Genomic DNA, 24,245 nt, shown 5'->3' with positions numbered 1-24,245 from the left:
CGCCTGACCCTTGATGCAGGGGGTAACCGACCGGACGAGAACCGAGGAGCACATGTCCGCCGAGAGCACGCCGGAACCCGCCATACCGGGTGAGGCCGGCACCGCAGGTCCACGCCATCGCGCCAAGGGCCGCCGTCGCAAGCCCCGCGACAAACGCAAGGGCCTGATGGTCATGGCCTGGACGGCAGCGGGCATCGTCGTCCTGGGGGGCACCGGCGCCGGGTACCTGTACTTCAAGCTCAACGGCAACATCAAGAGTGTCGACATCGACCAGGCCCTCGGCACCGACCGCCCCGAGAAGGTCGACAACGGCTCGGAGAACATCCTCGTCCTCGGCTCCGACACCCGCTCCGGCAACAACAAGAAGGTCGGCGGCGGCACCGACGACGGCAGCGCCCGCTCGGACACGGCGATGGTCGTCCACGTCTACGAGGGCCACAAGAAGGCCAGCGTGGTCTCCATCCCGCGCGACACCCTGGTCGACCGCCCCAAGTGCACCGACGCGAACGGGACCACGCACGACGCCGCGTCCGGCGTCATGTTCAACGAGGCGTACGGCACGGGCGGCGCCGCCTGCGCGGTGAAGACCGTCGAGTCCCTCAGCGGCATCCGCATGGACCACTACCTGGAGGTCGACTTCTCCGGCTTCCAGAAGCTGATCGACGAGCTCGGCGGCGTCGAGGTCACCACCACCAAGAACATCAACGACCCCGACAGCCACCTCAACCTCAAGGCCGGCACCCACCAGCTCACCGGCAAGCAGGCCCTCGGCCTGGTCCGCACCCGGCACGGCGTCGGCGACGGCTCCGACCTCGGCCGCATCCAGCTCCAGCAGGCCTTCATCAAGGCCCTGATCAACCAGGTCAAGGACATCAACCTCTTCGGCAACCCCAAGAGGCTCTACGACCTGGCCAACACCGCCACCAAGACGGTCACGACCGACTCCGACCTCGGCTCGGTCAACAAGCTCATGTCCTTCGCGGGCGGCCTCAAGGGCATCAGCTCCAAGAACATGAACATGGTCACGATGCCGGTCCGGTACGACCCGGCGGACCTGAACCGGGTGCTGGTGGCGAAGACCAAGGCCCAGTTGGTGTGGGACGCCCTGAAGAACGACAAGGCCATCCCGAAGGCGGCCACCGAAGGCACGGCTACAGGCGATGCCAAGGGCGTCGTAAACGCCGATTAGGGGCCGCGGGGAACTGCGCGACAAGCCCCCACCGGCCCGCAGGGAATAGATCACAGGAACCCCCGGTTTTGGGGGATGGCCCCAGTCCTGGCAGACTGGTACGTCGGCTCCGGTTCACGCTCCCGCATCCCGCGGCTGCGACCCGGCGCCCTCCCGAAACTAGGAGACACCTTGAAGCGCGACATCCACCCCGAGTACGTCGAGACGCAGGTCAGCTGCACCTGTGGCGCGTCGTTCACCACCCGTAGCACGATCTCCAGCGGCACCATCCGCGCCGAGGTCTGCTCCGAGTGCCACCCGTTCTACACGGGCAAGCAGAAGATCCTCGACACCGGTGGCCGTGTGGCCCGCTTCGAGGCCCGCTTCGGCAAGGCTTCCGCCGGCTCCAAGAAGTAGCGAGCCCCATTTCGCCGGTCCACGGCCACGCCCTTCTCAGGCGTGCCGGGACCGGCGTTTTTGGTCGCCCGCCCTTCACACACGTACGGACACAGGAGCCCCAAGATGTTCGAGGCCGTCGAGGACCTGGTCGTTGAGCACGCCGACCTGGAGACGAAGCTCGCCGACCCGTCGGTCCACGCCGACCAGGCGAACGCGCGCAAGCTGAACAAGCGCTACGCCGAGCTCACCCCGATCGTCGCCACGTACCGCTCCTGGAAGCAGACCGGCGACGACATCGAGACGGCGCGTGAACTCGCCGCCGACGACCCGGAGTTCGCCGCCGAGGTCAAGGAGCTGGACAAGCAGCGCGAGGAGCTGACGGAGAAGCTCCGTCTGCTGCTCGTCCCACGCGACCCCAGCGACGACAAGGACGTCATCCTCGAGATCAAGGCGGGCGCGGGCGGCGACGAGTCGGCGCTGTTCGCCGGCGACCTGCTGCGCATGTACCTGCGCTACGCGGAGCGCGTCGGCTGGAAGACCGAGATCATCGACTCCACCGAGTCCGAGCTCGGCGGCTACAAGGATGTCCAGGTCGCGGTGAAGACCAAGGGCGGCCAGGGCGCCACCGAGCCCGGACAGGGCGTGTGGGCCCGGCTGAAGTACGAGGGCGGTGTGCACCGCGTGCAGCGGGTGCCGGCGACCGAGTCCCAGGGCCGTATCCACACCTCCGCGGCCGGTGTGCTGGTCACGCCGGAGGCCGAGGAGATCGACGTCGAGATCAACCCGAACGACCTCCGGATCGACGTGTACCGGTCGTCCGGCCCGGGTGGACAGTCCGTCAACACGACCGACTCCGCGGTGCGCATCACGCACATTCCGACCGGAGTCGTCGCCTCCTGCCAGAACGAGAAGAGCCAGCTGCAGAACAAGGAGCAGGCGATGCGTATCCTGCGCTCCAGGCTGCTTGCCGCGGCGCAGGAGGAGGCGGAGAAGGAAGCCGCCGACGCCCGCCGCAGCCAGGTCCGCACGGTCGACCGCTCCGAGAAGATCCGTACCTACAACTTCCCGGAGAATCGCATCTCGGACCACCGCGTCGGCTTCAAGGCCTACAACCTGGACCAGGTCCTGGACGGCGACCTCGACTCGGTGATCCAGGCCTGCGTCGACGCGGACTCGGCGGCGAAGCTGGCGGCTGCGTAAGGGCGTACAGGACGTAAAGGACGTACGCACGAGTACGACACGGAGGACATGCGTGCAGCAATCTCTTGGGGGGCGACCCCAAAGCCCCCGCAGCGTGCTGCTCGCGGAGGTGGCACAGGCCACCCAGCGGCTGGCAGACGCCGGCGTGCCCTCGCCGCGCAATGACGCGGAGGAGCTCGCCGCGTTCGTGCACGGCGTGAAGCGGGGCGAGCTGCACTCCGTGAAGGACGCGGACTTCGACGCCCGGTACTGGGAGGTCATCGCCCGCCGTGAGCAGCGCGAGCCGCTCCAGCACATCACCGGGCGGGCGTACTTCCGCTATCTCGAACTCCAAGTCGGGCCCGGGGTGTTCGTGCCGCGCCCCGAGACCGAGTCGGTGGTCGGCTGGGCCATAGACGCCGTGCGCGCGATGGACGTCGTCGAGCCCTGCATCGTCGACCTGTGCAGCGGCTCCGGAGCCATCGCGCTCGCGCTCGCCCAGGAGGTCCCGCGCTCGCGTGTGCACGCCGTGGAGCTGTCCGAGGACGCCCTGGTGTGGACGCGGAAGAACGTGCAGGGTTCGCGCGTCGACCTGCGGCAGGGCAACGCCCTGGACGCCTTCCCCGACCTCGACGGCCAGGTCGACCTGGTCATCTCCAACCCGCCCTACATCCCGCTCACCGAGTGGGAGTACGTCGCTCCCGAGGCGCGGGACTACGATCCCGAACTCGCGCTGTTCTCAGGGGAGGACGGCCTCGACCTCATCCGCGGTCTGGAACGGACCGCACACCGTCTGCTCCGCCCCGGCGGTGTCGTCGTCATCGAGCACGCCGACACCCAGGGCGGCCAGGTGCCGTGGATCTTCACCGAGGAGCGGGGCTGGGCCGACGCGGCCGACCACCCCGACCTCAACAACCGCCCGAGGTTCGCGACCGCCCGCAAGGCGCTGCCGTGACCGCCCCCCGCACTTCAGTCCCGCAGCACGTGTACTTCGTGTACGAGGAGGCCCGCTAGATATGGCACGGCGATACGACACCAACGACGCGACCGACCGCACGACCGGTCTGCGTGAAGCAGCGTCCGCCGTCCGCCGTGGCGAGCTCGTGGTCCTCCCGACCGACACGGTGTACGGCATCGGCGCCGACGCGTTCACCAAGGAGGCCGTCGGCGATCTGCTGGAGGCCAAGGGGCGGGGCCGCACCATGCCCACCCCTGTGCTGATCGGGTCCCCGAACACGCTCCACGGTCTCGTCACCGACTTCTCCGAGCTGGCCTGGGAGCTGGTGGACGCGTTCTGGCCGGGCGCGCTGACGCTGGTCGCCAAGCACCAGCCGTCGCTGCAGTGGGACCTGGGCGACACCCGGGGCACGGTTGCCGTGCGCATGCCACTGCACCCGATCGCCATCGAGCTGCTCACCGAGGTCGGCCCCATGGCCGTCTCCTCGGCGAACCTGACGGGCCACCCCGCGCCCGAGGACTGTGACGCCGCGCAGGAGATGCTCGGCGACTCGGTCTCCGTCTACCTGGACGGCGGCCCGACGCCCGGGAACGTCCCGTCCTCGATCGTCGACGTCACCCGCGAGATCCCGCTCCTCCTGCGCGCGGGCGCCATCTCGGCCGAGGAGCTGCGCAAGGTCGTACCCGACCTCGAGGTGGCCAATTGACAGCCCCTGAAGCGGGGCGTGGCATAGGCAACGGGGAACGTGCCGCGGAGATCACGACGACCTTCGTCGGGCTACCGCGCGACAGCTTCCGCATCCTCCACGTCAGCACCGGCAACGTGTGCCGCTCGCCGATCACCGAGCGGCTGACCCGTCATTTCGTGGCGCAGCGGCTCGGTGTGCTCGGCGGCGGGGTGATCGTGGAGAGCGCGGGCACCTGGGGCCATGAGGGCGCGCCCATGGAATCCAACGCGGAGACCGTCCTCGCCGACTTCGGCGCGGACGCCTCCGGCTTCACCGGCCGCGAGCTCCTCGACGAGCACGTCATCCGGGCCGACCTGGTCCTGACGGCCACCCGCGACCACCGCGCCCAGGTCATCTCGATGGGCCACTCGGCGGGCCTGCGCACCTTCACGCTGAAGGAGTTCACCCGCCTGGTGAAGGCGATAGACCCCGCGACGCTGCCCCCGCTGGAGGACGGCGTGGTCATCCGCGCACGCGCCCTGGTCCGTGCGGCGGCGGCTCTACGCGGGTGGCTCCTCGCGCCGACGGCGGAGGCGGACGAGGTGTACGACCCGTACGGGGCACCGTTGCCGTTCTTCCGGTCGGTGGGGGACGAGATACATGAGGCGCTGGATCCGGTGGTGACGGCGTTGACGGGGGTTGCCGCGCGGGCCTGACGCGAGGGCCGCGGCGCTCACCGGAGTACCTGTGCGGACGCAACAACCGGGCGTCCCCGCCGACCCGGGCCTACATTGGACGTACGTCACCGTCGACGCACGCCCGGAGCCCACCATGACGGTCACCCATGCCATCGAGGCCGACGTCCTGCGCCGGCAGGACCCGCAGCTCGCCGACATCCTGCTCGGGGAGCTCGACCGGCAGTCGACGACGCTCCAGCTCATCGCCGCCGAGAACTTCACGTCGCCGGCCGTGCTGGCGGCTCTCGGGTCGCCGCTCGCCAACAAGTACGCGGAGGGGTATCCGGGCACCCGGTACCACGGCGGGTGCGAGATGGTCGACGTCGCCGAACGGCTCGCCGTGGAGCGGGCCAAGCTGCTGTTCGGGGCCGAGCACGCCAATGTGCAGTCCCACTCGGGGTCTTCGGCCGTCCTCGCCGCCTACGCCGCCCTGCTGCGGCCCGGCGACACCGTGCTCGCCCTCGGGCTGCCGTACGGCGGCCACCTCACCCACGGCTCGCCCGCGAACTTCTCCGGCCGCTGGTTCGACTTCGTCCCCTACGGCGTCGACGCGGAGACCGGGCTCATCGACCACGACCAGGTGCGCACCCTGGCCCTGAGCCACCGGCCCAAGGCGATCGTGTGCGGATCCATCGCCTATCCCCGGCACATCGACTACGCCTTCTTCCGCGCGGTCGCCGACGAGGTGGGCGCGTACCTCATCGCCGACGCCGCCCACCCCATGGGGCTCGTCGCCGGGGGAGCGGCGCCGAACCCGGTGCCGTACGCCGATGTGGTGTGCGCCACCACCCACAAGGTGCTCCGCGGCCCGCGCGGCGGCATGATCCTGTGCGGGTCGGATCTCGCCGAGCGCGTCGACCGCGCCGTCTTTCCGTTCACCCAGGGTGGTGCGCAGATGCACACCATCGCCGCCAAGGCCGTGGCGTTCGGCGAGGCGGCGACACCGGCGTTCGCGGCGTACGCCCATCAGGTGGTCGCCAACGCGAGGCTCCTTGCGGCCACGCTGGCCGCGGAGGGGCTGGTCGTCACCACCGGTGGCACCGACACCCACCTCATCACCGCCGACCCCGCGCCGCTCGGCCTCGACGGCCGCACCGCGCGCGGGCGGCTCGCGGCGGCCGGGATCGTGCTGGACTGCTGCGCGCTGCCGCACGGCGACGCCCGTGGCCTGCGCCTCGGCACGGCGGCCGTGACCACCCAGGGCATGGGGGAGGAGGAGATGGCGAGGATCGCGGCCCTGATGGTGAGCGTGCTGTCCGGCCAGGTCGAGGGCAAGCGGGGCCGTGACGAGGTGCGGGAACTGGTGACGGCCTTCCCGCCGTATCCCGCCTGACGCCGTGTCCGTTGCGTAAATCCCTTGAGCGGCCTACGCGGTGGGTCCCATCATCTGCGGATGAAGAAGAGACACATCGCGGCCCCGATAGCCGTGACACTCGCCGTCCTCGGCCTCTCCGCACCGCCCGCCCAGGCGGCCACGGACGCCTGCACCTCCAGTCCTCAGGAGAAGCGGGTCGTCCTGCCGAACAAGTCCGACCTCGACCTCGACCTGTACCTCTGCGTCTTCCGCACCACCGACAACGAGGTCTACTCCCAGGTGCGGATCAACTGGTCGGCGACCACCCCGGCCGCGGCGGTCGGCAGGAAGTTCGACGGATTCAGGGTGAACTCCCGGCTGGAGTACCGCTTCTCGTCGGGCGGCGTCGACTACATCAACCGGAACTACACCTGCGACTACACGGCATCCGCCAACGACCTGTGGGCGGCCACCGCGCGGTGCAACACCCCCCGCAGCAACTGGGACGGCGACCTGTACTGGTCGTCCGACGGCCAGGTGCAGTGGGACATCGACGGCGACGGCGAGGGCTGGCAGGAACCGTGGCAGCTGACCGGTTCTCCGCTGCTCAGCTGAGGTCCGCGTCCGAGGTCCAGGCCGGGTCCGGTGCCCCAGGGCCCGGCCCGTGCTTTTGCGCCGTAACCCGTGCGAAAGGGGGTAGGCGCTCCCCCGTACACCCACGCGCACAGCCACACGTGCAACCATCGTCGCTACCCGGTAGTCCCCGCACATATGCGCCGTGTATGAGTCCATCGCTAGGGTGTGGGGCTGAGATGGCCAGCGAGACTTGTGGGGAAGCCCGTGCGTGAATACCTGCTGACGCTCTGCATCACGGCCGCGGTGACGTATCTGCTGACAGGGCCGGTGCGGAAATTCGCGATCGTGGCCGGAGCGATGCCGGAGATCCGGGCACGTGACGTGCACCGGGAACCCACTCCGCGGCTCGGCGGTATCGCGATGTTCTTCGGCCTGTGCGCGGGCCTGCTGGTCGCCGACCACCTCACCAACCTCAGTACGGTCTTCGAGAGGTCCAACGAACCGCGGGCGCTGCTCTCCGGAGCGGCGCTCATCTGGCTGATCGGCGTCCTGGACGACAAGTTCGAGATCGACGCCCTGATCAAGCTGGGCGGCCAGATGATCGCCGCCGGCGTCATGGTCATGCAGGGTCTGACGATCCTGTGGCTGCCCATCCCCGGCTTCGGCTCGGTCGCCCTGACCCAGTGGCAGGGCACCCTCCTCACCGTCGCCCTGGTCGTGATCACCATCAACGCGGTCAACTTCGTCGACGGCCTGGACGGCCTCGCGGCCGGCATGGTCTGCATCGCCTCGGCCGCCTTCTTCCTCTACGCGTACCGCGTCTGGGTGTCGTACGGCATCGAGGCCGCCGCCCCCGCCACGTTGTTCTCGGCGATCCTGATGGGCATGTGCCTGGGCTTCCTGCCGCACAACATGCACCCCGCGCGGATCTTCATGGGCGACTCCGGCTCGATGCTGATCGGCCTGGTGCTCGCCGCGGGTGCCATCTCCATCACCGGGCAGGTCGACCCGGACGCGCTGAAGCTGTTCATGGACGGCAGCGAGAAGCAGGCCGTGCACGCGACGGTCCCGGTCTACATCCCGCTGCTGCTGCCGCTGACGATCATCGCGATCCCGGCCGCCGACCTGGTACTGGCGATCGTGCGCCGCACGTGGCGCGGCCAGTCGCCGTTCGCCGCCGACCGCGGCCATCTGCACCACCGCCTGCTGGAGATCGGCCACTCCCACAGCCGCGCGGTGCTGATCATGTACTTCTGGTCGGCCCTGATCGCCTTCGGCGCGCTCGCCTACTCCGTGAACTCGGCGTCCATGTGGATCGTGCTGGGCGTGGTGTTCCTGAGCGCCATCGGCCTGATCCTGCTCCTGCTGCCCCGCTTCACGCCGCGCGCCCCGCGCTGGGCCGAGGCCTTCGTGCCGCCGCGCTACCGCCGCCGCGGTGCCGTCGCGGAACCGGCTGCCACGACACCGCAGACCGCCTCCGCCGAGACAGCGGCGGACACCCCGGCGGGCACCCCGTCCGGTGAGGAGCCCCGCACACCGGTCGCCGCCGGCGTCTCGCGCGTCAACGGAGCGACCGCGATCGGCGCCCGTTCGCGGCTCCTGGACCGGCGTAAAGCCGGAACGTCGCGCTGACGGTCAAGGTAAGAGAGCTCCCAAGGTAAGAATCTGACTAGAGCATTGCCAAGTCATGGGGGAACGAAGTTCCCCATTACCAGACAAGTCGGCCGGGTTTCTGCACAGACGCGCACGGTCACTCTCATGTGTGACACCGAGCACACCTCCAGGTAAAGACCTCATCAAATAGTTTGTGATACGGTTCACGAGAACCCCGGATAGAGCCGAAGGGCCGTAGTGCGACGGTCCATTGGCGTGAGGTCCTCATCTCAACCCGGGGACTACGCTCGTCCATGACGACACCCCTGCCCCCACCGTGAAAGCGGAGCTGCCGCCATGCCGTCCAATGACGTCCGGATCTTGCTTCAGGCCGCTGTGCCCACAGCCGCCGTCGGCGCGATCGCCGCCGTCGTCAGCGGTGTGGTTGTCGGCGGTAAAGGGGCGATCGGGGCGGTCGTGGCGACGGTGCTCACGATCCTCTTCATGGGTATCGGGCTTTACGTTCTGCAGCGAACCGCCAAATCGCTTCCGCATCTGTTCCAGATGATGGGCCTGATGCTTTACGCGGCGCAGATCCTGCTGCTGTTCGTCTTCCTGAGCGTGTTCAGGGACACCACGCTGTTCCACCCCAAGGCCTTCGCGATCACGCTCATCGCCACCACTCTCGCGTGGATCGGCGCTCAGACGCGCGCTCACATGAAGGCCAAGATCCTCTACGTCGAACCCGACTCCTCGGGCGGCAAGCCCGAAAAATCGGGGCACTCGTCGTGAGGGGTAGGGCCGGGATAAGTGCGTATGAGAAGTCCTGCTATCGTCCGGTGCCAACTGCGGCATCGCGGGCGCAGGCATCTGAGCTGACGCCTGCTCATTCGCGAGGCTCGATGCCCCTCAGCCGCCCCCACATCCGTAACACCAGTCCCGTGCCGAACCGCGGCTGCGCGCCGCGCCGACACAACGAGGTTGCCGTACCCATGCGTCACGCCGAAGGAGCCCGTGGTGAGTGCTGACCAGACCCAGCTCGCCTTTGACTGGAGCTGTCGGATCATGTCCGACAACGGCTGCGGCTTCCCGGCTCCGGGCCTGCACTCGTTCCTCTTCAAGCCGATTGCCGAGGTCGGCGGGTTCGAGTTCAACAAGGTGATGCTGCTCGCGCTCATCACCACCCTGCTCGTCATCACCTTCTTCTGGGCAGCTTTCGGCAAGGCGAAGGTGGTCCCCGGCAAGCTGCAGATGGTCGGCGAAGCCGGTTACGACTTCGTACGCCGCGGCATCGTCTACGAGACCCTCGGCAAGCGTGAGGGCGAGAAGTACGTCCCGTTCATGGTCTCGCTCTTCTTCTTCATCTGGATCATGAACATCTGGTCCGTGATCCCGCTGGCCCAGTTCCCGGTCTCGTCGATCATCGCGTTCCCGATGGTGCTGGCCGCCATCGTGTGGCTCATCTGGGTCTCGGTGACCTTCAAGCGGCACGGCTTCGTCGGCTTCTTCAAGAACGTCACCGGCTACGACAAGTCGCTCGGTGCGGTGCTGCCGCTCGTGATGGTCATCGAGTTCTTCTCGAACCTGCTGGTCCGCCCGTTCACGCACGCGGTCCGACTCTTCGCCAACATGTTCGCCGGCCACCTGATGCTGGTCATGTTCACCGTCGCCTCCTGGTACTTGCTGAACAGCTGGATGATCCCGGCGGCCGGTGTCTCTTTCGTCATGACCATGGTCATGATCCTCTTCGAGCTCTTCGTGCAGGCCGTTCAGGCGTACGTCTTCGTGCTGCTGGCCTGTTCGTACATCCAGGGCGCTCTCGCCGAGCACCACTGAGCCCCGCAGCACCACAAGCCCCCAAGAACGTCCGGTGGCCAACCCCCGCCGGTCCATGAAAGAGAAGGAAGAATCAGCATGGCTGCCCTTGAGACCCTCGCCGCCGTCGAAGGCAACATCGGTTCCATCGGCTACGGCCTGGCCGCCATCGGCCCCGGCGTCGGCGTCGGCATCATCTTCGGTAACGGCACCCAGGCCCTCGCCCGCCAGCCCGAGGCCGCCGGCCTGATCCGTGCCAACCAGATCCTCGGCTTCGCCTTCTGTGAGGCGCTCGCCCTCATCGGCATCGTCATGCCGTTCGTCTACGGATGATCGAGCCCTGACGAGCCAACCTTTCGACGAAAGGCACTGATGTGATCGCCAACCTGGTACAGCTGGCGGCCGAGGAGAAGCAGAACCCGCTTGTCCCGCCGGGCCCCGAGCTGCTCGTCGGCACCATCGCCTTCGCCATCGTGTTCTTCTTCTTCTGGAAGAAGCTGCTCCCGAACATCAACAAGGTTCTGGAAGAGCGCCGCGACGCGATCGAAGGCGGTATTGAGAAGGCCGAGGCGGCGCAGACCGAGGCTCAGAGCGTCCTGGAGCAGTACCGGGCGCAGCTGGCCGAGGCCCGGCACGAGGCCGCGCGTCTGCGCCAGGAAGCGCAGGAGCAGGGCGCCGCGCTCATCGCCGAGATGCGTGCGGAAGGCCAGCGGCAGCGCGAGGAGATCGTCGCCGCCGGTCACGCGCAGATCGAGGCCGACCGCAAGGCCGCCTCTTCCGCGCTGCGTCAGGACGTCGGCAAGCTCGCCACGGACCTGGCCGGCAAGCTGGTCGGTGAGTCCCTCGAGGACCACGCCCGGCAGAGCCGCGTGATCGACCGCTTCCTCGACGACCTCGAGGAGAAGGCCGAGGCCGGCCGATGAACGGAGCGAGCCGCGAGGCCCTGGCAGCCGCACGTGAGCGTCTCGACGCGCTGACGGACTCGACGTCCGTCGACGCGGCCAAGCTCGCCGACGAGCTGGCCGCCGTCACCGCGCTGCTCGACCGCGAGGTGTCGCTGCGTCGGGTCCTGACCGACCCGGCGCAGGCCGGAGAGGCCAAGGCCGAGCTGGCCCAGCGCCTGCTCGGCGGCCAGGTCGGCGGCGAGGCCATCGACCTGGTGGCCGGCATGGTGCGCTCCCGCTGGTCGCAGTCCCGCGACCTGGTGGACGCGCTGGAGGAGCTGGCGAACACCGCCGACCTCACCGCCGCGCAGAAGGCGGGCACGCTCGACGACGTCGAGGACGAGCTGTTCCGGTTCGGCCGGATCGTCTCCTCCAGCACCGAGCTGCGCGCCGCGCTGACCGACCGCGCCGCCGCCACCTCGGCCAAGGGCGAGCTGCTGCGCAGCCTGCTCGGCGGCCGGGCCAAGGCGACCACCGAGCGTCTGGTGACGCGCCTGGTGACCGCGCCGCGTGGACGTAGCCTGGAGTCGGGACTGGAGTCCCTGTCCAAGCTCGCCGCCGAGCGCCGGGAGCGCCTGGTCGCCGTCGTCACCTCGGCGGTACCGCTGAGCGACGGACAGAAGCAGCGCCTGGGCGCCGCCCTGGCGAAGCTCTACGGCCGCCAGATGCACCTCAACCTCGACGTGGACCCCGAGGTCGTCGGCGGAATCCGGGTGCAGGTCGGCGACGAGGTCATCAACGGCTCCCTCGCGGACCGCATCGAGGATGCCGGCCGCCGCCTGGCGAGCTAGCCGCAAACTTAATAGCAAGACGTACTCACGACGGCCCATGTTGGGCCGTGCAGAGGATTCACCTCTTTCAGGGGGGAGTCCCCATCCCCCCAAAGTGAAACTTCGGGCCCAACAAGGAGAGCAGGGAACCCAGATGGCGGAGCTCACGATCCGGCCGGAGGAGATCCGGGACGCACTGGAGACCTTCGTCCAGTCGTACAAGCCGGACGCGGCCTCGCGCGAGGAGGTCGGTACGGTCACCCTTGCCGGCGACGGCATCGCGAAGGTCGAGGGTCTTCCCTCGGCCATGGCCAACGAACTGCTGAAGTTCGAGGACGGCACCCTCGGCCTCGCGCTCAACCTGGAAGAGCGCGAGATCGGCGCCGTCATCCTCGGTGAGTTCAGCGGCATCGAGGAGGGTCAGCCGGTCTCCCGTACCGGTGAGGTCCTCTCCGTGGCCGTCGGCGAGGGCTACCTCGGCCGCGTCGTCGACCCGCTCGGCAACCCGATCGACGGCCTCGGCGAGATCGAGACGTCCGGCCGCCGCGCCCTCGAGCTTCAGGCTCCGGGCGTCATGGCCCGTAAGTCGGTGCACGAGCCGATGGAGACCGGCTACAAGGCCGTCGACGCGATGACCCCGATCGGCCGTGGCCAGCGTCAGCTGGTCATCGGTGACCGCCAGACCGGCAAGACCGCCCTGGCCGTCGACACGATCATCAACCAGCGCGACAACTGGCGCACCGGCGACCCGAACAAGCAGGTCCGCTGCATCTACGTCGCCATCGGTCAGAAGGGCTCGACGATCGCGTCGGTCCGCCGCGCGCTGGAGGAGAACGGCGCGCTGGAGTACACGACCATCGTCGCCGCCCCGGCGTCCGACCCGGCCGGCTTCAAGTACCTGGCGCCGTACACCGGTTCGGCCATCGGCCAGCAGTGGATGTACGAGGGCAAGCACGTCCTCATCATCTTCGACGACCTCTCGAAGCAGGCCGACGCCTACCGCGCCGTGTCCCTGCTGCTGCGCCGCCCGCCGGGCCGTGAGGCCTACCCGGGTGACGTCTTCTACCTGCACTCCCGTCTGCTGGAGCGCTGCGCGAAGCTCTCCGACGACATGGGCGCCGGTTCGATGACGGGTCTGCCGATCGTCGAGACCAAGGCCAACGACGTCTCGGCGTTCATCCCGACCAACGTCATCTCCATCACCGACGGCCAGTGCTTCCTGGAGTCGGACCTGTTCAACGCCGGTCAGCGCCCCGCGCTGAACGTCGGTATCTCCGTCTCCCGAGTCGGTGGCTCCGCGCAGCACAAGGCGATGAAGCAGGTCTCCGGCCGTCTGCGTCTGGACCTGGCCCAGTACCGCGAGCTGGAGGCGTTCGCCGCCTTCGGTTCCGACCTGGACGCCGCGTCGAAGGCGCAGCTGGAGCGTGGTTCGCGTCTGGTCGAGCTGCTCAAGCAGGCTCAGTACCAGCCGATGGCCACCGAGGACCAGGTCGTCTCGGTCTGGGGTGCCACCACCGGCAAGATGGACGACGTTCCGGTCACCGACATCCGCCGCTTCGAGACGGAGCTCCTGGAGTACCTGCACCGCAAGGAGCAGGGCCTCATGACCTCCATCAAGGAGGGCGGCAAGATGTCGGACGACACCCTCACCGCTGTTGCCGACGCGATCGCCGAATTCAAGAAGCAGTTCGAGACCTCGGACGGCAAGCTTCTCGGCGAGGACGCCCCGGCCGCCGCCAAGTGACGTAAGGAAGGGACCTGACTCATGGGAGCCCAGCTCCGGGTCTACAAGCGTCGCATCCGATCCGTCACCGCGACCAAGAAGATCACGAAGGCGATGGAGATGATCGCCGCCTCGCGTGTCGTCAAGGCGCAGCGCAAGGTGGCGGCCTCCACGCCGTACGCGACCGAGCTCACCCGCGCGGTCACGGCGGTCGGTACCGGCTCGAACACCAAGCACCCGCTGACCACGCAGGCCGAGACGGTCACGCGGTCCGCGGTGCTGCTCCTGACGAGCGACCGCGGTCTCGCCGGCGCCTTCAACTCGAACGCCATCAAGATCGCGGAGCAGCTGACCGCGCGTCTGGAGGGCGAGGGCAAGGAGGTCGAGATCTACATCGTCGGCCGCCGTGGTGTCGCCCACTACAACTTCCGTGAGCGCAAGATCGCGGAGTCGTGGAGCGGCTTCACCGACGAGCCGTCGTACGCGGACGCCAAGAAGGTCGCGGCTCCGCTGATCGAGGCGATCGAGAAGGACACGGCCGAGGGTGGCGTGGACGAACTCCACATCGTCTTCACCGAGTTCGTCTCGATGATGACGCAGACGGCTCTCGACGACCGTCTGCTGCCGCTCAGCCTCGAAGAGGTCGCGAAGGAGGCTGCCCCCAAGGGCGAGATCCTTCCGCTGTTCGACTTCGAGCCCTCGGCGGAGGACGTCCTCGACGCCCTGCTGCCGCGCTACGTGGAGAGCCGTATCTACAACGCGCTGCTCCAGTCGGCCGCCTCCAAGCACGCCGCCACGCGGCGGGCGATGAAGTCGGCAACCGACAACGCGGGAGAGCTCATCGAGACGCTCTCGCGGCTTGCCAACGCGGCCCGCCAGGCCGAAATCACCCAGGAAATCAGCGAGATCGTCGGTGGCTCCGCAGCCCTGGCCGACGCGACCGCGGGGAGTGACAGGTAATGACGACGACAGTTGAGACGGCCGTTGCCACGGGCCGCGTCGCCCGGGTCATCGGCCCGGTCGTCGACGTGGAATTCCCCGTCGACGCCATGCCGGAGATCTACAACGCCCTTCACGTCGAGGTGGCCGACCCGGCCAAGGACGGCGAGAAGAAGACGCTGACCCTGGAGGTCGCCCAGCACCTGGGTGACGGCCTGGTCCGCACGATCTCGATGCAGCCCACCGACGGTCTGGTCCGCCAGGCCCCGGTCACCGACACCGGTGCCTCCATCACGGTGCCCGTCGGCGACTTCACCAAGGGCAAGGTGTTCAACACCCTCGGTGAGGTGCTGAACGTCGATGAGACCTACGAGGGCGAGCGCTGGGGCATCCACCGCAAGGCCCCGAACTTCGACGAGCTCGAGTCGAAGACCGAGATGTTCGAGACCGGCGTCAAGGTCATCGACCTTCTCACCCCGTACGTCAAGGGTGGAAAGATCGGTCTGTTCGGCGGTGCCGGCGTCGGCAAGACGGTGCTCATCCAGGAGATGATCTACCGCGTCGCCAACAACCACGACGGTGTCTCCGTGTTCGCCGGTGTCGGTGAGCGCACCCGTGAGGGCAACGACCTCATCGAGGAGATGGCCGAGTCGGGCGTCATCGACAAGACCGCCCTGGTCTTCGGTCAGATGGACGAGCCCCCGGGCACCCGTCTGCGCGTGGCCCTTGCCGGTCTGACCATGGCGGAGTACTTCCGCGATGTGCAGAAGCAGGACGTGCTGTTCTTCATCGACAACATCTTCCGCTTCACGCAGGCCGGTTCCGAGGTCTCGACCCTGCTCGGCCGTATGCCCTCCGCGGTGGGCTACCAGCCGAACCTGGCCGACGAGATGGGTCTCCTCCAGGAGCGCATCACCTCGACCCGTGGTCACTCGATCACCTCGATGCAGGCGATCTACGTCCCCGCGGACGACCTGACCGACCCGGCCCCGGCCACCACCTTCGCCCACCTCGACGCGACGACGGTTCTGTCCCGTCCGATCTCCGAGAAGGGCATCTACCCGGCCGTGGACCCGCTGGACTCCACGTCCCGCATCCTGGACCCGCGCTACATCGCGGCGGACCACTACAACACCGCCATGCGCGTCAAGGGGATCCTGCAGAAGTACAAGGACCTCCAGGACATCATCGCCATCCTCGGCATCGACGAGCTCGGCGAGGAGGACAAGCTGGTCGTCCAGCGTGCCCGCCGTGTCGAGCGCTTCCTGTCCCAGAACACCCACGTCGCCAAGCAGTTCACCGGCGTGGACGGCTCGGACGTGCCGCTGGACGAGTCGATCACCGCGTTCAACGCGATCATCGACGGCGAGTTCGACCACTTCCCGGAGCAGGCCTTCTTCCTGTGCGGTGGTATCGAGGACCTGAAGAAGAACGCGAAGGAGCTGGGCGTCTCCTGACGCACCGGTGCTCGTGAGCCTTGTGCTCTTGGTGAGGGGGCGGGGCACGTCCCGCCCCCTCTTCCACGCCTACTAGACTTGTAACCAACACCCGGCAGAACCCGCCGGGTGGTGACCCGAGGAGCCACCTTGGCTGCTGAGCTGCACGTCGCGATGGTCGCCGCCGACCGTGAGGTCTGGTCGGGCCAGGCCACACTGGTCGTCGCGCGCACCACGTCCGGCGACATCGGCGTCATGCCCGGTCACCAGCCGCTGCTCGGTGTGCTGGAGTCGGGCCCGGTGACCATCCGTACGAGTGAAGGTGGAACGGTCGTCGCCGCGGTGCACGGCGGTTTCATCTCGTTCGCGGACAACAAGCTGTCGCTGCTGGCCGAGATCGCCGAGCTGTCGGACGAGATCGATGTCCAGCGCGCGGAGCGGGCACTGGAGCGCGCGAAGTCGGACGACGACGCGTCCGCAAGCCGCCGCGCGGAGGTCCGTCTGCAGGCGGCGACGGCGCGCTGACCCCTGGGGGTACCGCCCGGGGCCTTTAGGCTCTGGGGGGAGCGCACGCGATGACGTCACTCAGCCGCGGCTGGGACCGGAGCAATCCGGTGCCGGTCGCGGCTGAGGCAGATATGGAAGTTTTTTCCGTTCCGTTACCTAGGAGACGAGGAGGTCGGTGTCGATGGTCCTCGCTCTGACTGTGTGCGGAATCGTTGTCGCCCTGGTGGTGCTGGGGCTGTTCGTATTCGGCCTGCGCCGCAGGCTCATCCAGCGCTCCGGCGGCACCTTCGACTGTTCCCTGCGCTGGGACGTACCCGAGAAACCCGACACCAGCGGCAAGGGCTGGAGCTACGGCGTCGCCCGCTACAACGGCGACCGCATCGAGTGGTACCGCGTCTTCTCCTACGCCTATCGCCCGCGCCGCATCCTGGAGCGCTCCGCGATCGAGGTCGCCGGCCGTCGCGTCCCCGAGGGCGAGGAGGAGCTGGCGCTCCTGTCCGACGCGGTGATCCTCGCCTGTCTGCACCGGGGCACGCGCCTGGAACTCGCCATGAGCGAAGACGCGCTGACCGGATTTCTCGCGTGGCTTGAGGCAGCCCCGCCCGGTCAGCGCGTCAATGTCGCTTAGTTCGCCTGTTTGTCAGTTGAGCCCGTTGTTGATGGCGGTCACCAGCTCACCGCCCGTGGTGTCGCCGCTGAACTCCCAGAAGAACGCGCCGCCCAGGCCCTGGTTCTTGGCCCAGGTCATCTTCCCGGCGATGGTCGACGGGGTGTCGTAGGACCACCAGTTGCTGCCGCAGTGCGCGTACGCCGTGCCGGCGATGGTGCCGTTGGCCGGGCAGGAGTTCTTCAGGACCTTGTAGTCCTCGATGCCCGCCTCATAGGTGCCGGGAGCCGCGCCGGTCGCCGAGCCGCCGGGGGCGGACTGGGTGACGCCGGTCCAGCCGCGGCCGTAGAAGCCGATGCCGAGCAGCAGCTTGGCGGACGGTACGCCCTTGGACTTGAGCTTGGCGATGGCGTCCGCGGAGTTGAAGCCGGCCTGCGGGATGCCGGCGTACGAGGTGAGCGGCGAGTGCGGAGCGGTCGGGCCGTCCGCGTCGAAGGCGCCGAAGTAGTCGTACGTCATCACGTTGTACCAGTCGAGGTACTGTGCGGCGCCGCCGTAGTCGGCCGCGTCGATCTTGCCGCCGGAGGAGCCGTCGGCGGTGATGGCCGCGGTGACCAGGTAGTTCGAGCCGAATTCCGTGCGCAGCGCGGACATCAGGTTCTTGAAGGCCGCGGGGCCGGAGGTGTCGCAGGTCAGGCCGCAGGCGTTGGGGTACTCCCAGTCGATGTCGATGCCGTCGAAGACATCCGCCCAGCGCGGGTCCTCCACGACGGCCTTGCAGGACTTGGCGAACGCCGCAGCGTTGGCCGCGGCCTGGCCGAAGCCGCCGGAGTAGGTCCAGCCGCCGAAGGAGTACAGCACCTTGATGTGCGGGTACTTGGCCTTCAGCTGACGCAGCTGGTTGAAGTTGCCGCGCAGCGGCTGGTCCCAGGTGTCGGCGGCGCCGCTGACGGACTGGTCGGCGGTGTAGGCCTTGTCGTAGGCGGCGTAGGTGTCGTCGACGGTGCACTGACCGTTCTTGACGTTGCCGAACGCGTAGTTGATGTGGGTGATCTTCGACGCGGAGCCGGAGGTCACCAGGTTCTTCACGTGGTAGTTGCGGCCGTAGACGCCCCACTCGGTGAAGTAGCCGAGCTTGACCTTGTCGCCGGTCGGGGGCGGTTCCGTGGTGCCGCCGGTGGTGCGCACCGCGCGGGATCCGCTGACCGGGCCGGTCTGGTCGGCGGTGTCGCGGGCCTGGACGGTGTAGGAGTAGTCGGTGCCCGCGGTCAGGCCGGAGTCGGTGTACGAGGTGGTCGTCACCGTCGCGACCTTGGTGCCGTCGCGCAGGACGTCGTAGTTCTTGACGCCGTTGTCGTCGGTGGCGGCCGTCCAGCTCAGCTTCGCCGAGGTGTTGGTGATGTCGGAGGCGGTGGGGGTGCCGGGGGCGGACGGCGGGTTGTCGCCGGGGACGCTGCCGCCGTCGCAACTGCCGCCGTTCAGCTTGCAGTTGGCGGGGGAGCCGGTGCCCGTGCCGTTGAAGCCGAAGGTGACGGAGGCGCCGGGGGCGAGGGAGCCGTTCCAGGACTTGTTCTTGGCGGTCCAGTGGCTGCCGGAGGAGGTGACGTCGGCGTCCCAGGAGGAGGTGACGGAGGTGCCGGAGGGGAAGTCCCACTCGACGGTCCAGGAGCTGAGGGCCGTGGTGCCGGTGTTCTTCACCGTCCACTTGCCCTCGAAGCCGGAGCCCCAGTCCTGGGTCTTGGCGTAGGTGGCGGTGGCGGACGTCGCGGCCTCGGCGGGGCTCGCGAGGCCGACGAGGCCGGCCAGCGGGAGCAACAGGGTCGCGAACCCTGCCGCGGCTCTGTGTCTGAAGCGCATGCTGCGCCTCCTTGGTGGGGAGTCAGGGGGCGCGACTGAGCCTCACGCCCACTCATGGTGCGGTGAGAATAGAAAGGTCTGGACCACGGGTCAATAGGTCTGGACCACTTGCCCTTTACTCCCCGATCCGTTCTGCTAGATCCCCAACTCCTGTGCCAGCACGGCCGCTTGGACCCGGCTCCGCAGCTCCAGCTTCCCCAGCAACCGGCTGACGTGCGTCTTCACCGTCGCTTCGGCCATATCGAGCCGGGTCGCGATGTCGGCGTTGGACAGGCCCTTCCCCAGACAGGCCAGCACCTCACGTTCGCGACGCGTGAGGGAGTCCAGGACGGACGGATCGGCCGTCGACTGCCGGGCGGGCTTCGCGCCGAACTCGGCGATCAGACGCCGGGTGACGGCCGGGGCGATCAGACCCTCGCCGCGCGCCACCGTCCGCACCGCCTCGATCAGGTCCTTCGCCTCCGTGTTCTTCAGCAGAAACCCCGCGGCCCCGGCCCGCAGCGCCCCGAACACATACTCGTCGAGGTCGAAGGTGGTGAGCACGAGGACGTCGGCCAGCCGCTCGGCGACCACCTGCCGGGTCGCGGACACCCCGTCGAGCCGCGGCATCTGGACGTCCATCAGCACCAGGTCGGGCCGCAGTTCGCGGGCCAGCGCCACGGCCTGCTCGCCGTCCGCCGCCTCGCCCACCACCTCGATGTCGGGCGCGCTGCGCAGGATGAGGACGAGCCCGGCGCGAACGGCGGACTGGTCCTCGGCGACGAGGACGCGGATCATGCGGTCGCTCCTTCTTCCTGGGGCTCGGCGAGCGGCAGGGACGCGCGTACGGTCCAGTGATTCCCGTCCGGCCCCGCCTCGAACGTGCCGCCCAGCAGCGCCGCCCGCTCCCGCATCCCGGCCAGCCCGGAGCCCGAGCCGGGAGCGCGGGGGCCGTCCCGGTCGCCGTACGGACTGCTCACCGCGACGGTCAGCGAGCCGTCCCGCCGGGCCAGCCGCACCGTGACGCGACCGGGGCAGGCGTGCTTGAGGGCGTTGGTCAGCGACTCCTGCACGATCCGGTAGGCGGCGAGCTCGACCGGGGCGGGGGCGTCACCCTCGTCCCCGGTGTCCAGGCTGACATCGAGTCCGTTGGCGCGGGCGCCCTCGACGAGGGCGGTGAGGCCGTCGAGGGTGGGGACGGCGGAGGGTTCGCGGTCGCCGCCGCCGTCGCGCAGGATGCCGATCAGCCGGCGCATCTCGGCGAGTCCCTCGACGCTGTTCTCCCGGATGACGGAGAGGGCCTCGCGGGAGGTCGCCGGCTTGTCGATCGAGAGCGCGGCCGTGGAGTGGATGGCGATTGCCGAGAGATGGTTGGCGACCATGTCGTGCAGCTCCCGTGCCATGCGGGCCCGTTCGGCGGTGACGGCCTGGCTGCGGTCCATCTCGGCGAGCAGGGCGGTCTGTTCGGCGCGCAGGCGCGCGGCTTCGGCGGCGTCACGGTGGTTGCGCACGATCCAGCCGGTGGCGGCGGGTGCGTACGCCACGATGCCGACGGCCACGCCGATCAGCAGCGCCTCCGGGACGCGCCACAACGCGTAGGGCACCAGCGTCGCGGCCACCGTGAGCAGACCGGTGATCCACTGGGTGCGGCGGGCCGCGGCCAGCGGGCCGTACAGCACGGCCGCGTAGACGATGTCGGTGAACATCAGGACAGTGGCCAGGCTGCCCTGGGTCATGACGTCCGCACAGATCGCGGGAGTGCCGATCAGCAGGGCCGCGCGGGGCGCCGTCCGGCGCAGCAGCTCGCAGCCGGCCATCACGGTGAGCGGTACCAGGATCGGCCAGGGGCCGTCGAAGAGCGTGATCGGGTCCTTGGCGGTCCGCGTGGCCAGGCCGATGCCCACCAGCAGCAGGCCGCCGAGCAGCCCGCCGACGGCGATGTACACATCGAAGCGGTGGGGGCGGGGGAGGGCCATGGCTCCATCCAACACGGTGTCCACGGCCGGCGCCTGATTCCGGGGAAGGGTCCTGGACTGCATCTTTCGATGTACGGCGGGTTCGTCACCGCCGACGACGAAAGGGGCCGGTCCCGACGGGAGCCTTGGAGATGACCGAAGGGAGCAAGTTGTGATCGTCGCCCTCATCATCGCCTGCGAGGTGGGCTTCTGGGTGCTGCTGGCGCTGGGCCTGGCCGTCCGTTACCTGCTGAAGTGGCGCCGGACGAGCGTGGTGCTGCTGCTGTGCGAGCCGGTGCTGGAGCTGGTCCTGTTCATCGTGACCGCGATCGACCTGAAGAACGGCGCCGAACCGAGCTGGAAACACGGCCTGGCGGCGCTCTACATCGGGTACACGGTGGCCTTCGGCCACTACACGATCCGCTGGCTCGACGGCCACGCGGCACATCGCCTGGGCGGCGGACCACCCCCGCGCAAGCCCCCGCGCTACGGCCGCGCCCGCGCCCGGCACGAGGCCAGGCTGTGGCTGCGGGCGGTGTACGGCGCCGCGGTGGCCCTGGCTCTGCTCCAAGCCGCGGTCTGGTACGTCGGGGACTCCGGCGACGTCGGCTCCCTGCGCACCTTCCAGTGGGTGGCGCTGCGCACGGTCGGCATCTACGGCCTGATCGCCCTCGGGTACTGGATCTGGCCGAAGAAGGCGCCCGCCGGTGCGGAGGACGCGGAGGAGGAGCCCCGGCTCACGACGGGGAAGGAGCGCGTCCGGTCGTGAGCCGCGGAGCGCCTAGCGCTCCCCGCCCGGCACCCACAGCACGTCACCCACGTCCTTGTTGGCGGTCCGGGCCAGGATGAACAGCAGGTCGGACAGTCGGTTGAGGTAGGTCGCGGTGAGGGGGTTCATGGTCTCGCCGTGGACCTCCAGCGCGGCCCATGTGGAGCGCTCGGCCCGCCGGACGACGGTGCAGGCCTGGTGGAGGAGGGCGGCGCCCTGGGTGCCGCCCGGCAGGATGAAGGAGCGCAGCTTCTCCAACTGCTCGTTGAAGTGGTCGCAGTCCGCTTCCAGCCGGTCGATGTAGAACTGCTCGACCCTGAGCGGCGGGAACTCCGGGTTCTCCACCACCGGCGTCGACAGGTCCGCGCCCACGTCGAACAGGTCGTTCTGCACCCGGGTGAGCACCTTGACGATCTCCTCGCCCAGGTTCCCCAGCGCGATCGCCGTCCCGAGCACCGCGTTCGCCTCGTTGGCGTCCGCGTACGCGGAGATCCGCAGATCGGTCTTGGCGACCCGGCTCATGTCGCCGAGGGCGGTGGAGCCCTTGTCGCCGGTCCTGGTGTAGATGCGCGTCAGATTGACCATACGGCCAATCTAGACGCTGCCTCCCGGACCGCCGAGGCCTCCCATTCGTACGTTCATTCTTATGTCGCACCCGTGTCCTGAACGACCGGGCCTCGTTGACGGGAAGAGGCGTCAATCGGCGTGGACGCGCAAGGCCTTGGCCGTCGGACGGTGAGTCGTGACCGGCGTCTCACGCCGTGAGACCGTGACTCGCGTTACTAACCGGTCACACAGTGCCTCACTGGCGCTAAGGTCCGCCGAAGAGGCAATCGTAAACAGCGTGTAAGCGCACGCGCAGTCATGCTGCCGTGATTCAAAGGGGAGTCGTCAGTGGCACGGAAGCTCGCCGTAATCGGGGCCGGACTCATGGGTTCCGGCATCGCCCAGGTCTCCGCTCAGGCGGGCTGGGAGGTAGTCCTGCGCGACGTCACCGATGAGGCGCTGAAGCGTGGCACGGACGGCATCAAGGCCTCGTACGACAAGTTCGTCAGCAAGGGCAAGCTGGAGGCGCACGACGCCGACGCCGCGCTCGCCCGCATCACCGCGACCACCGACCTGGACGCCGCCGCCGACGCGGACATCGTCGTCGAGGCCGTCTTCGAGAAGCTGGAGGTCAAGCACGAGATCTTCCGCACGCTCGACAAGATCGTGCGCGAGGACGCCGTGCTCGCCTCCAACACCTCCGCCATCCCGATCACCAAGATCGCGGCGGCCACCGAGCGCCCGGAGCGGGTCGTCGGTGTGCACTTCTTCTCGCCGGTGCCGATGATGCAGCTCGTCGAGCTGGTCCGCGGCTACAAGACGAGCGACGAAACCCTCGCCACCGCGCGGGAGTTCGCCGAGTCCGTCGGCAAGACCTGCATCGTCGTCAACCGGGACGTCGCCGGCTTCGTCACCACCCGCCTCATCTCGGCGCTGGTCGTCGAGGCCACCAAGCTCTACGAGTCGGGCGTCGCCACCGCCGAGGACATCGACCTCGCCTGCAAGCTGGGCTTCGGTCACGCCATGGGCCCCCTCGCCACGGCGGACCTCACCGGCGTCGACATCCTGCTGCACGCCACCGGCAACATCTACACCGAGTCCCAGGACGAGAAGTTCGCCCCGCCGGAGCTGATGCGCCGGATGGTGGACGCGGGTGACATCGGCCGCAAGAGCGGGCAAGGCTTTTACAGCTACTGAGCATTCGTAAAGCACCGCTCATCCCCTCAGCGCATCACGCGATGGGGTGAATTCGGTATCGGTTCGCTTACAGACGGCAACCTCCGGGCGCTCAACGCAGTCAGAGGTTGCATCACCTGCCACAGCGAAGACTCATAGCAAACACAGCCACAAGCAACCACGGGCACAGACACAGACAACGCATCACGGAGTACGAACGCACGCTTGGGGAGCGCATATGTACATCAGGGGCGACCACGCCGAGCTGGTCGTCGGGGGCCGCCTCGACGTCCGCAGCGCGGCGGACGCCCGTACGGTCCTGCACTCGGCCGTCGACGACGGAGTCGGCGATCTGGTGCTGGATCTGTCCGAGCTGGAGTTCTGGGACGCCACCGGACTCGGGGTGATCATGGGGGCCCACCGGCGGGCCGGCCGCTGCGGCCGGCGCCTGGTGCTGCGCGGCGTACCGCCGCAGATGCAGCGCCTGCTGGTGGCCACCCGGCTGCACCGGATCCTGGCGATCGAGGGCGGCATCGGGGTGGAGTCACTGCCCCGGGTGTGACACGCGGCACGGGTGGGACGGGACCGCCGGGCGTTCCGGCTGCGAAGCGCACGTCGCGCACAATCCTCACGAGACTGTGACGTCTCGGA

Annotated in this window: 26 protein-coding genes; 22 read left to right on the top strand and 4 right to left on the bottom strand. The window is 68.6% G+C overall.

Annotated features, from left to right (window positions below):
* The first annotated feature begins 52 nt into the window (after positions 1–52).
* From BLU79_RS16830 to BLU79_RS16740, 19 genes are all read left to right on the top strand, one after another.
* On the top strand, positions 53–1,189 hold the full coding sequence (locus BLU79_RS16830) for an LCP family protein (protein WP_093906599.1): 1,137 nt from the start codon (positions 53–55) through the stop codon (positions 1,187–1,189).
* Between the two features lie 171 nt (positions 1,190–1,360).
* The gene (gene rpmE / locus BLU79_RS16825) at positions 1,361–1,585 is read left to right on the top strand and encodes a 50S ribosomal protein L31 (RefSeq protein WP_093906598.1); all 225 of its coding nucleotides are present in this window, start codon (positions 1,361–1,363) and stop codon (positions 1,583–1,585) included.
* Positions 1,586–1,690: 105 nt separating this feature from the next.
* Entirely contained in the window at positions 1,691–2,767 is a 1,077-nt protein-coding gene (gene prfA / locus BLU79_RS16820; protein WP_093906597.1) for a peptide chain release factor 1, read from the top strand.
* 94 nt (positions 2,768–2,861) lie between these two features.
* Complete coding sequence (gene prmC, locus BLU79_RS16815; RefSeq protein ID WP_093906596.1) at positions 2,862–3,701, top strand: peptide chain release factor N(5)-glutamine methyltransferase; 840 nt, start codon at positions 2,862–2,864, stop codon at positions 3,699–3,701.
* A 61-nt stretch (positions 3,702–3,762) separates the two neighbouring features.
* Positions 3,763–4,410 carry an L-threonylcarbamoyladenylate synthase gene (locus BLU79_RS16810; RefSeq protein WP_093906595.1) on the top strand — a complete coding sequence of 216 codons (648 nt, stop codon included), beginning with the start codon at positions 3,763–3,765 and terminating at the stop codon, positions 4,408–4,410.
* Positions 4,407–5,087 carry an arsenate reductase/protein-tyrosine-phosphatase family protein gene (locus tag BLU79_RS16805; protein ID WP_093906594.1) on the top strand — a complete coding sequence of 227 codons (681 nt, stop codon included), beginning with the start codon at positions 4,407–4,409 and terminating at the stop codon, positions 5,085–5,087. Before BLU79_RS16810 ends, BLU79_RS16805 begins: the two co-directional genes overlap by 4 nt.
* Positions 5,088–5,202: 115 nt before the next feature.
* Positions 5,203–6,441 (top strand): serine hydroxymethyltransferase, encoded by a 1,239-nt coding sequence (gene glyA / locus BLU79_RS16800; protein WP_093906593.1) that lies wholly within the window; start codon positions 5,203–5,205, stop codon positions 6,439–6,441.
* Positions 6,442–6,501: 60 nt separating this feature from the next.
* Positions 6,502–7,017 (top strand): hypothetical protein, encoded by a 516-nt coding sequence (locus BLU79_RS16795; RefSeq protein WP_093906592.1) that lies wholly within the window; start codon positions 6,502–6,504, stop codon positions 7,015–7,017.
* Between the two features lie 225 nt (positions 7,018–7,242).
* Entirely contained in the window at positions 7,243–8,610 is a 1,368-nt protein-coding gene (locus tag BLU79_RS16790) for an MraY family glycosyltransferase (protein ID WP_093906591.1), read from the top strand.
* Positions 8,611–8,928: 318 nt separating this feature from the next.
* On the top strand, positions 8,929–9,363 hold the full coding sequence (locus tag BLU79_RS16785; protein ID WP_093906590.1) for a Cg1360 family ATP-synthase-associated protein: 435 nt from the start codon (positions 8,929–8,931) through the stop codon (positions 9,361–9,363).
* Positions 9,364–9,636: 273 nt separating this feature from the next.
* Positions 9,637–10,407 carry a F0F1 ATP synthase subunit A gene (atpB, locus tag BLU79_RS16780; RefSeq protein WP_093906589.1) on the top strand — a complete coding sequence of 257 codons (771 nt, stop codon included), beginning with the start codon at positions 9,637–9,639 and terminating at the stop codon, positions 10,405–10,407.
* Between the two features lie 78 nt (positions 10,408–10,485).
* Positions 10,486–10,719 carry an ATP synthase F0 subunit C gene (atpE, locus tag BLU79_RS16775; RefSeq protein WP_031485821.1) on the top strand — a complete coding sequence of 78 codons (234 nt, stop codon included), beginning with the start codon at positions 10,486–10,488 and terminating at the stop codon, positions 10,717–10,719.
* 41 nt (positions 10,720–10,760) lie between these two features.
* Positions 10,761–11,309, top strand: a complete 549-nt coding sequence (locus BLU79_RS16770; protein WP_093906588.1) for a F0F1 ATP synthase subunit B — start codon at positions 10,761–10,763, stop codon at positions 11,307–11,309.
* Positions 11,306–12,121, top strand: a complete 816-nt coding sequence (locus tag BLU79_RS16765) for a F0F1 ATP synthase subunit delta (RefSeq protein ID WP_093906587.1) — start codon at positions 11,306–11,308, stop codon at positions 12,119–12,121. Before BLU79_RS16770 ends, BLU79_RS16765 begins: the two co-directional genes overlap by 4 nt.
* A 133-nt stretch (positions 12,122–12,254) precedes the next feature.
* Positions 12,255–13,844: a F0F1 ATP synthase subunit alpha gene (gene atpA / locus BLU79_RS16760; RefSeq protein ID WP_093906586.1), complete on the top strand. Its 1,590-nt coding sequence runs from the start codon at positions 12,255–12,257 to the stop codon at positions 13,842–13,844.
* Positions 13,845–13,865: 21 nt separating this feature from the next.
* Complete coding sequence (locus BLU79_RS16755) at positions 13,866–14,783, top strand: F0F1 ATP synthase subunit gamma (protein ID WP_093906585.1); 918 nt, start codon at positions 13,866–13,868, stop codon at positions 14,781–14,783.
* Positions 14,783–16,219, top strand: coding sequence for a F0F1 ATP synthase subunit beta (gene atpD, locus BLU79_RS16750; RefSeq protein WP_093906584.1), 1,437 nt, complete (start codon positions 14,783–14,785; stop codon positions 16,217–16,219). The genes BLU79_RS16755 and atpD overlap by 1 nt, the downstream gene beginning before the upstream one ends.
* A 129-nt stretch (positions 16,220–16,348) precedes the next feature.
* Entirely contained in the window at positions 16,349–16,723 is a 375-nt protein-coding gene (locus BLU79_RS16745) for a F0F1 ATP synthase subunit epsilon (protein WP_093906583.1), read from the top strand.
* 163 nt (positions 16,724–16,886) lie between these two features.
* On the top strand, positions 16,887–17,333 hold the full coding sequence (locus BLU79_RS16740; RefSeq protein WP_093906582.1) for a DUF2550 domain-containing protein: 447 nt from the start codon (positions 16,887–16,889) through the stop codon (positions 17,331–17,333).
* 12 nt (positions 17,334–17,345) lie between these two features.
* Here BLU79_RS16740 and BLU79_RS16735 read toward each other — a convergent pair whose 3' ends face one another.
* From BLU79_RS16735 to BLU79_RS16725, 3 genes are all read right to left on the bottom strand, one after another.
* On the bottom strand, positions 17,346–19,169 hold the full coding sequence (locus BLU79_RS16735) for a glycoside hydrolase family 18 chitinase (protein WP_093906581.1): 1,824 nt from the start codon (positions 19,167–19,169) through the stop codon (positions 17,346–17,348).
* 135 nt (positions 19,170–19,304) lie between these two features.
* Positions 19,305–19,946, bottom strand: coding sequence for a response regulator (locus BLU79_RS16730; protein ID WP_093906580.1), 642 nt, complete (start codon positions 19,944–19,946; stop codon positions 19,305–19,307).
* The gene (locus BLU79_RS16725; RefSeq protein ID WP_256333348.1) at positions 19,943–21,124 is read right to left on the bottom strand and encodes a sensor histidine kinase; all 1,182 of its coding nucleotides are present in this window, start codon (positions 21,122–21,124) and stop codon (positions 19,943–19,945) included. The genes BLU79_RS16730 and BLU79_RS16725 overlap by 4 nt, the downstream gene beginning before the upstream one ends.
* Positions 21,125–21,275: 151 nt before the next feature.
* Between BLU79_RS16725 and BLU79_RS16720 the strand changes: the two genes are divergently transcribed.
* A complete protein-coding gene (locus BLU79_RS16720) occupies positions 21,276–21,872 on the top strand; it encodes a hypothetical protein (RefSeq protein WP_093906578.1) in 597 nt (198 codons plus the stop codon).
* 12 nt (positions 21,873–21,884) lie between these two features.
* On the opposite strand, the gene BLU79_RS16715 is transcribed toward BLU79_RS16720, so the two are convergent.
* Positions 21,885–22,457, bottom strand: coding sequence for a cob(I)yrinic acid a,c-diamide adenosyltransferase (locus BLU79_RS16715; RefSeq protein WP_093906577.1), 573 nt, complete (start codon positions 22,455–22,457; stop codon positions 21,885–21,887).
* Positions 22,458–22,766: 309 nt separating this feature from the next.
* Here BLU79_RS16715 and BLU79_RS16710 point away from each other — a divergent pair, with 309 nt between their 5' ends.
* Both BLU79_RS16710 and BLU79_RS16705 read left to right on the top strand, forming a co-directional pair.
* Positions 22,767–23,615: a 3-hydroxyacyl-CoA dehydrogenase family protein gene (locus tag BLU79_RS16710; protein ID WP_093906576.1), complete on the top strand. Its 849-nt coding sequence runs from the start codon at positions 22,767–22,769 to the stop codon at positions 23,613–23,615.
* Positions 23,616–23,832: 217 nt separating this feature from the next.
* A complete protein-coding gene (locus tag BLU79_RS16705; RefSeq protein WP_093906575.1) occupies positions 23,833–24,156 on the top strand; it encodes an STAS domain-containing protein in 324 nt (107 codons plus the stop codon).
* The last annotated feature ends 89 nt before the right edge of the window (positions 24,157–24,245 follow it).

Source organism: Streptomyces sp. cf386 (assembly GCF_900103585.1).
In the GTDB taxonomy this organism is placed as follows: domain Bacteria; phylum Actinomycetota; class Actinomycetes; order Streptomycetales; family Streptomycetaceae; genus Streptomyces.
The sequence above is the reverse complement of the archived record's forward strand: the minus strand, read 5'-3'. Positions and strand labels throughout refer to the sequence as shown.

Excerpts from the sequence above, each read along its gene's own strand:
- BLU79_RS16830 (WP_093906599.1), top strand. The coding sequence starts at position 53 with ATGTCCGCCGAGAGCACGCCGGAACCCGCCATACCGGGTGAGGCCGGC.
- prfA (WP_093906597.1), top strand. The coding sequence starts at position 1,691 with ATGTTCGAGGCCGTCGAGGACCTGGTCGTTGAGCACGCCGACCTGGAG.
- BLU79_RS16810 (WP_093906595.1), top strand. The coding sequence starts at position 3,763 with ATGGCACGGCGATACGACACCAACGACGCGACCGACCGCACGACCGGT.
- glyA (WP_093906593.1), top strand. The coding sequence starts at position 5,203 with ATGACGGTCACCCATGCCATCGAGGCCGACGTCCTGCGCCGGCAGGAC.
- BLU79_RS16795 (WP_093906592.1), top strand. The coding sequence starts at position 6,502 with ATGAAGAAGAGACACATCGCGGCCCCGATAGCCGTGACACTCGCCGTC.
- BLU79_RS16785 (WP_093906590.1), top strand. The coding sequence starts at position 8,929 with ATGCCGTCCAATGACGTCCGGATCTTGCTTCAGGCCGCTGTGCCCACA.
- atpB (WP_093906589.1), top strand. The coding sequence starts at position 9,637 with ATGTCCGACAACGGCTGCGGCTTCCCGGCTCCGGGCCTGCACTCGTTC.
- atpE (WP_031485821.1), top strand. The coding sequence starts at position 10,486 with ATGGCTGCCCTTGAGACCCTCGCCGCCGTCGAAGGCAACATCGGTTCC.
- BLU79_RS16765 (WP_093906587.1), top strand. The coding sequence starts at position 11,306 with ATGAACGGAGCGAGCCGCGAGGCCCTGGCAGCCGCACGTGAGCGTCTC.
- atpA (WP_093906586.1), top strand. The coding sequence starts at position 12,255 with ATGGCGGAGCTCACGATCCGGCCGGAGGAGATCCGGGACGCACTGGAG.
- BLU79_RS16755 (WP_093906585.1), top strand. The coding sequence starts at position 13,866 with ATGGGAGCCCAGCTCCGGGTCTACAAGCGTCGCATCCGATCCGTCACC.
- atpD (WP_093906584.1), top strand. The coding sequence starts at position 14,783 with ATGACGACGACAGTTGAGACGGCCGTTGCCACGGGCCGCGTCGCCCGG.
- BLU79_RS16740 (WP_093906582.1), top strand. The coding sequence starts at position 16,887 with ATGGTCCTCGCTCTGACTGTGTGCGGAATCGTTGTCGCCCTGGTGGTG.
- BLU79_RS16735 (WP_093906581.1), bottom strand. The coding sequence starts at position 19,169 with ATGCGCTTCAGACACAGAGCCGCGGCAGGGTTCGCGACCCTGTTGCTC.
- BLU79_RS16730 (WP_093906580.1), bottom strand. The coding sequence starts at position 19,946 with ATGATCCGCGTCCTCGTCGCCGAGGACCAGTCCGCCGTTCGCGCCGGG.
- BLU79_RS16725 (WP_256333348.1), bottom strand. The coding sequence starts at position 21,124 with ATGGCCCTCCCCCGCCCCCACCGCTTCGATGTGTACATCGCCGTCGGC.
- BLU79_RS16715 (WP_093906577.1), bottom strand. The coding sequence starts at position 22,457 with ATGGTCAATCTGACGCGCATCTACACCAGGACCGGCGACAAGGGCTCC.
- BLU79_RS16705 (WP_093906575.1), top strand. The coding sequence starts at position 23,833 with ATGTACATCAGGGGCGACCACGCCGAGCTGGTCGTCGGGGGCCGCCTC.